The organism is Neisseria sp. HMSC70E02 (assembly GCF_001838645.1).
GTDB classification, from domain to species: Bacteria; Pseudomonadota; Gammaproteobacteria; order Burkholderiales; family Neisseriaceae; genus Neisseria; species Neisseria macacae.
Genome location: NZ_KV838063.1, coordinates 22,693 through 29,052, shown reverse-complemented (window position 1 = coordinate 29,052; position 6,360 = coordinate 22,693). Strand labels below are relative to the sequence as shown.

Below are 6,360 nucleotides of genomic sequence, written 5' to 3'. Positions count from 1 at the left end.
AAGGTCGTCTGAAAAGTTTCAGACGACCTTTTTTGATTGGATCGGGTTTCGGGAAAAGGGCGATTTCAAAACGGGCGCAGCCGTATCAGGGAAACGGTTTTCTTTCGGTATGTCGGGAAAGCATGGTTTGCGGACTGTATGCCGCGTAGCCGAAAGCTGCTCTTTCCCTTTCTTTTGCGATCGGGTGGAGGAGAAGACAAGCCTGCTCGTTATGTTGAAAAGGGGTCGTCTGAAACTTTTCAGACGACCCCTTGGCATTGAATCGGGTGTTCAGGCAAAGGTTGAACCGAATAAAAAACCGACTATCCGTTTCGTCGCGGATGGTCGGTTTTATAGTGGATTAACTTTAAACCGGTACGGCGTTTCCTCGCCTTGTCCTGATTTGAATTTAATCCACTATACAAAGCGTTATGCCAATTCCAGCTGTTTTTCCAAGCTTTCCACCAGATTGTCGTCCAGTCCCAAGGCTTGCGACAGGCGGCTGAGGAAGACGATTTCTTTGCGGGACAAGTCTGCGCAGACCAATCGTGCCGCCAGATAGGTTTCCGCTGCCAATGCCTGATCGTTGCCGACGGCGGCGGCGAGTTCTTCTACCGTTGCCGGATTGGCGTATTCGGCGGCAAGCCATGCGGCGGTTTCGGGGTCGTCGCCGCTTTCACGGGCGATGACTTGTTTTTCGGTTTCGTCAATCAGACCGTCCGAAGCCGCGGCGGCAATCATGGTGCGCAAAATCACGCGGCTGTGTGTTTCGGCGAGCAGTCCGGCAGGCTCGAACGCGCCTTGCGGCACGGCTTCCTGCTGCTTGTTTTTCTGCCAGTTTTGATAACCCTGATACGCCAGATAACCCAAAGCCGCCACGGAGCCGACTTTGACCAGCGATTTGGCGGTTTTTTTCTTCATCAGCATGGACGCCAGTCCGCCGACCAAAGCGCCGCCGCCAAAAGAATTGAGCGGGCTGTCGGAAACGGATTTGCCGCTTTTTTGAACGGTTCCCAAGATTTGATTGAGCAGGTTGTTGAAGTTCATGATGATCCCCTCATGGTGGTCGGTTTGGGTCTGAAATGGAGGCTCGGGGTCGTCTGAAATCGGGATGGGGCGTTTCAGACGACCTGTTCACACAAGGCTCTTAACCGCGTACCCGCTCGATTTTCGCGCCGACTTGGCCGAGTTTTTTCTCGATGTGTTCGTAGCCGCGGTCGAGGTGGTAGATGCGTTCGACGATGGTTTCGCCGCCGGCGACCAAGCCTGCCATGACGAGGCTGGCGGAGGCGCGCAGGTCGGTCGCCATCACGACGGCGCCGGAGAGTTTTTCCACGCCTTTGACGAAGGCGGTGTTGCCTTCGGTGGTGATGTTCGCGCCCATGCGGTTGAGTTCGGGAACGTGCATGAAGCGGTTTTCAAAGATGGTTTCGACGACGCGGCTGTCGCCTTCGGCAACGGCGTTCATCGCCATAAACTGCGCCTGCATGTCGGTCGGGAAGCCGGGGTGGACGACGGTGCGGATGTCCACGGCTTTGGGACGCTGCTGCATGTCGATGGAAATCCAGTCGTCGCCCGCTTCGATGATCGCGCCCGCTTCGACGAGTTTGTCCAATACGGCTTCCATGGTTTTGGGAGCGGCGTTGCGCAGGACGACTTTGCCGCCGGTCATGGCGACGGCGCAGAGGAAGGTACCGGCTTCGATGCGGTCGGGCACGACGCTGTGTTCGCAGCCGTGCAGCTCTTTTACGCCTTCGACGGTCATGGTTGATGTGCCGATGCCGCTGATTTTCGCGCCCATTTTGACGAGGCATTCCGCCAAATCGACGACTTCGGGTTCGATGGCGCAGTTTTCGAGGATGGTCGTGCCTTCGGCGAGGGTTGCCGCCATCAGCAGGTTTTCCGTACCGCCGACGGTAACGACGTCCATGACGACGCGCGTGCCTTTCAGACGGCCTTTGGCTTTGACGTAGCCGTGTTCGATGGTGATTTCCGCACCCATGGTTTCGAGGCCTTTGAGGTGCTGGTCGACGGGGCGCGAACCGATGGCGCAGCCGCCGGGCAGGCTGACTTGGGCTTCACCGAAACGCGCCAGCGTCGGGCCGAGCACGAGGATGGAGGCGCGCATGGTTTTCACCAGTTCGTAGGGGGCGCAGGTGTTGTTGACGGTGCCGCCGTTGATTTCGAATTCGTGAATGTTGTCGGTCAAAACGCGCGCGCCCATGCCTTGCAGCAGTTTTTGGGTGGTTTTGACGTCGGCGAGCATGGGTACGTTTTTCAGGCGCAGGGTGCCGGAGGTCAAGAGTCCGGCGCACATCAGCGGCAGGGCGGCGTTTTTCGCGCCGGATACGGTGATTTCGCCGTTGAGTGGGCCGTTGGCGGTGATTTTGAGTTTGTCCACAGTGTTTCTTTCGTTGTTAAGACAAGTCCCGACGGCGCTGCCGGCAGGACGGGATTCGTTTAGGTTCGGAATTATAAGGGATTTTGACGGTTTTTGCGGGCGGGCGGGGAGAATTCTTCCGAAGGGCGTTTACGGGGTACGAATGGTCGGAAGGGTCGTCTGAAAACTGTCGGGCGCAGCTTCGCAATGTCTGTTGGGATATTGTCGAAGCTGCGCTTTCAGACGACCTTTTTGCTGCGCGGCGGAATGAGGCCGCCGTTTCCCTCAAGCCTTGTCCGACAGGCTGTATCCGTCGGACAAGGATAGGCGGCGGGGTTATTCGGCACCGACGACGACAATGTGCAAATCTTCAGGTTTGACGCGGCGCTTCCAAGCGTCTTTGACTTGCGCCACGGTCAATTTGCCGATGGCTTTGGGGTAGGCTTCGAGATAGTCGTTGGGCAGGTTGTGATAACCGATGATGCTGAGGTATTTCACCAGCTTGGCGTTGGAATCGAAACGCAGGGGGAAGCTGCCGATGATGTTGGCTTTGGCTTGCGCCAGTTCTTCTTCGGTCGGGCCTTCTTCGATGAATTGTTTGATGACCGCCTGAGCCTGTACGAGCGAGTCTTTGGTGTTTTTCTTCTGGGTGGAATAGGCGATGGTGAACATACCCGCTTCGGTCGCCGGTTCGAGGTTGCTGTATACGCCGTAGGTGTAGCCGTAACGGTCGCGCAAGACTTTCATCAGGCGGCTGTCGAAACCGCCGCCGCCGAGGATGTAGTTGCCGGCAACCAAGGCGTAATAGTCGGGGTCGTGGCGTTTAATCAGCGGCATACCGAGCAAGACTTGCGCCTGTTCGCCGGCAAACGGGATGTCGCGGCGTTGTGCCGGATTGGGTTTGACGGGCGGGACGGTGTGGGCGGCTTTGCTGCGGTCGGGCAGTCCGTTCAACACGTTTTTCACAAGCTGGTCGGCTTGTTTGCGGTTGATGTCGCCGACGATGGCGACGATGGCGTTGTCTTTGCCGTAGCGGCTGCGGTGGAACGCGCGGATGTCGTCAAGGTTGACTTTGCGGATGCTCTCCGCGGTGACGTTGGCGCCGCTGCCGTATGGGTGGTCGGGATAGGCAAGTTTGGTCAGGGCGCGTCCGGCGGTAAAGTCGGGGGTGGTTTCCTGTTGCTGTAGGGTGGTCACCGCCTCTTTTTGACGGCGGTCGAACACGGCGGGGTCAAAACGGGGGTACGTCAGGGATTGGTTGAGCAGTCCGGCGGCTTTTTTGAGCGTTTCGGGGCGGCTCAGGCTGCGCAAGACGGCGGCAGAGCTTTCCTGTCCGCTGCTGCTGTCGATTTGGGCGGCAATGTCGTCGGCGGCGGCATTAAAGGCTTCTTCGTCCAGCTTTTCCGTGCCGTCGGTCAGCAGGGCGGCGGTGAATTCCGCCACTTCGCTTTTGCCTTCGGGGTTGAACACGCTGCCCGCGCCTTTGAAGTTGACCTGCATATCGACGATGGGGTTGTCGTGTTGCTCGACCAAAAGGACTTCTGTGCCGTTGCCGGTGGTCCAGCGTTGGATGTCCACGCCTGCCTGCGCGGCGGTGGAGAAGGCGAGGGCTAATATGAGGGGAAGGGATTTCATCGGATATTCCTTTGCGGTTTAACCCGGCTGCCGGGGCGGAAGGGCGGTTTGGTGCCGTATTCCGTCCCGTTCCGAGTCATGTGCCACTTCGGGCGGGGTCGGTTCGGAGGTCGTCTGAAAACGGGAAAAGCGGTTTCAGACGACCCCTTTGGTCGGTTTATTTAGGTTGAGGCTTGTTTGCCGCCTGAACAATCGGGTGGTACAGGATTTTCGGATCGGGCATCACAACCACGGTCGCCAAGCGGTCGTCCGTCAGCAACTGCGCGGCGGCCTGCACATCTTCGACGCTGACGGCTTTCAGGCGGCGGCGGATTTCCGCTTCGTCGCTGTATTCGAAGCCGCGCGCCTCCAGCCGCCCGATGATGGAAGCCTGTGCTTCCATAGAGTCGCGCTCGTAGATTTCGGACGCTTCCGACTGCGCTTTGATGCGGTTCAGCTCTTCGGCGCTGACCCCGTTTTCGGCGATGTCTTTCAATTCGCGGCGCAATTCGGCGATGACGGCATCGACTTCGACGTTGTCCGCCGGCATGGCGAAGATGCTGAACAACGGCATTTCACGGCTGATCAGGTCGTAACTTGCGCCCGTACTCAAAGCCATCTGTTTGCCGCGTATCAGGTTTTTATCCAAGCGGCTGGACGAGTTGCCCGACAAGATTTCCGACAGGACATCCAGCGCATAGGGCAGTCTGTCGTCCAGACTTTCCAATCCGGGGACGCGGTAGTTCAAGCTGACCAAGGGTTGGCGCGTGACCACCGAGGTCGTCTGAAAATTCACAGGTTCGCGTTTGAACGGTTCGTTGGCAAGCATATTGCGGTCGGGCTGCTGCTTGGCGGGAATGTTGCCGAACAGTTCCGCCGCGGTTTTGAGCGTCTTTTTGGCATCGACATCGCCGACAATCACCAAAACGGCGTTGTTCGGCGCGTAATATTGCCGATACCAGTCGCGCAGGTCATCGGCTTTGAGCGTGTGCAAATCATCCATATAACCGATGACCGCGGCTTTCATCGAAGGCAGCGTAAAGCTGTTCAGATACACCTGTTCCCACAGCTTGCCGTCCGCCGTGTCTTCCGTGCGTTGGCGGCGTTCTTCGCGGATGACGTTCATTTCATTTTGAAATTCTTCATCGCTGAAATTGAGGTTGTGCATCCGGTCGGCTTCGAGCTTCAACACTTCGGGCAGGTTTGCCGCCGCGATGTTTTCGTAATAAACCGTCTCGCTGCGGTTGGTGTAGGCATTGCTCTCTCCGCCCAAAGCGGCGACGCGGCGGTTGAATTCTCCCGAAGGTACGGCCTGCGTGCCTTTAAACATCATGTGTTCCAAGGCATGGCTCAAACCGCTTTTGCCCTGTTTTTCATCCACGCTGCCGACTTTATACCAAAGCTGCGACACGGCGACCGGCGCGCGGCGGTCTTCTTTCACAATAATCTTCAACCCGTTGGGCAGCGTTTGCGATACGGTCTGCGCCAGCGTGAGTACGGGCGCGGACAAAGCAAATATCAGGGCAAGATGGCGTAAGCTGTTCAATCTGGATTCCTCTCAGTCGGTCTGGCGCAGAGCAGTCTCTGCTTGAGTGCAAAATATTACCGAGAACGGGACGAAACGGCTGTCCGCCCGTTTCAGTCTGCGCTGAAGCAAAATCAATAAAAACGGTAATGAGGCCGCCGTTTTCGAGTGATTCCGCTTCAGCCAAAATATGCCGGAGAGACTTCAAATCAGGACAAGGCGCGGCAACGCCGTATCGCTTTGAAGTCAATCCTTTTATAGAACGTTGCAATGATAAACAGTTCCCATATGCGTAAATAAAAAGGTCGTCTGAAAATCAAAGATTGGGTTTTCAGACGACCCCTGCGTCACAAGATGGGCGTCACATTCAACCGGATTGTCCGTCCCCCTCCAATACCAATTCCATTACCGACACCGTCTCGCCGTTGTGCCGACAGGTCGCGATTTCACACCAGCCGTATTTCTCGTAAACCGACTGCACGTCCGGCGTATAAAGGTAAAGCTTGGGCAGGCGCATTTGGCGGGCGGCGGCGAGGCAGTGTCCAATCAACAGGCCGCCCACGCCCGACCCCCTGTGTTCGGGCAAAACGAACACATCGCCCAGCCAATATTCGTATTGGGGAAACTCTTCCATATCGTGCCGTTTGAGCGCGGCAGAACCCAGCAGCGCGCCGTCCTTTCCGACGGCGGCAAACGCCAGCGGCAGGTTTTCACCGTTCAGGCATTCCGCGTAATAGGCGCGGATTTTGTCCATAGACGACCACGGCGCAAAGTCATGCCATTGCAGATAAAGCGCGCGGGCGAGCGGTTCGACGTGTTCGGGGCGTAAAGGCGTGATGTTCATGAAGGGCATGATACGCCC

5 protein-coding genes are annotated in these 6,360 nt (G+C 57.3%); all 5 read right to left on the bottom strand.

The genetic code is table 11. The annotated features are described in order from the left end of the window. Positions 1 to 408: 408 nt before the first annotated feature. A complete protein-coding gene (locus tag HMPREF3277_RS01100) occupies positions 409 to 1,026 on the bottom strand; it encodes a tellurite resistance TerB family protein (protein ID WP_003763279.1) in 618 nt (205 codons plus the stop codon). A 100-nt stretch (positions 1,027 to 1,126) separates the two neighbouring features. Continuing rightward, positions 1,127 to 2,380, bottom strand: coding sequence for a UDP-N-acetylglucosamine 1-carboxyvinyltransferase (gene murA, locus HMPREF3277_RS01095; RefSeq protein WP_003763283.1), 1,254 nt, complete (start codon positions 2,378 to 2,380; stop codon positions 1,127 to 1,129). A gap of 315 nt (positions 2,381 to 2,695) precedes the next feature. Beyond that, positions 2,696 to 3,994: a M16 family metallopeptidase gene (locus tag HMPREF3277_RS01090; RefSeq protein ID WP_070869780.1), complete on the bottom strand. Its 1,299-nt coding sequence runs from the start codon at positions 3,992 to 3,994 to the stop codon at positions 2,696 to 2,698. Positions 3,995 to 4,151: 157 nt separating this feature from the next. Beyond that, on the bottom strand, positions 4,152 to 5,519 hold the full coding sequence (locus tag HMPREF3277_RS01085; RefSeq protein ID WP_070869779.1) for a M16 family metallopeptidase: 1,368 nt from the start codon (positions 5,517 to 5,519) through the stop codon (positions 4,152 to 4,154). Positions 5,520 to 5,865: 346 nt separating this feature from the next. Then, positions 5,866 to 6,351, bottom strand: a complete 486-nt coding sequence (locus HMPREF3277_RS01080) for a GNAT family N-acetyltransferase (RefSeq protein ID WP_003763291.1) — start codon at positions 6,349 to 6,351, stop codon at positions 5,866 to 5,868. Positions 6,352 to 6,360: the final 9 nt, after the last annotated feature.

Excerpts from the sequence above, each read along its gene's own strand:
- HMPREF3277_RS01100 (WP_003763279.1), bottom strand. The coding sequence starts at position 1,026 with ATGAACTTCAACAACCTGCTCAATCAAATCTTGGGAACCGTTCAAAAA.
- HMPREF3277_RS01090 (WP_070869780.1), bottom strand. The coding sequence starts at position 3,994 with ATGAAATCCCTTCCCCTCATATTAGCCCTCGCCTTCTCCACCGCCGCG.
- HMPREF3277_RS01080 (WP_003763291.1), bottom strand. The coding sequence starts at position 6,351 with ATGCCCTTCATGAACATCACGCCTTTACGCCCCGAACACGTCGAACCG.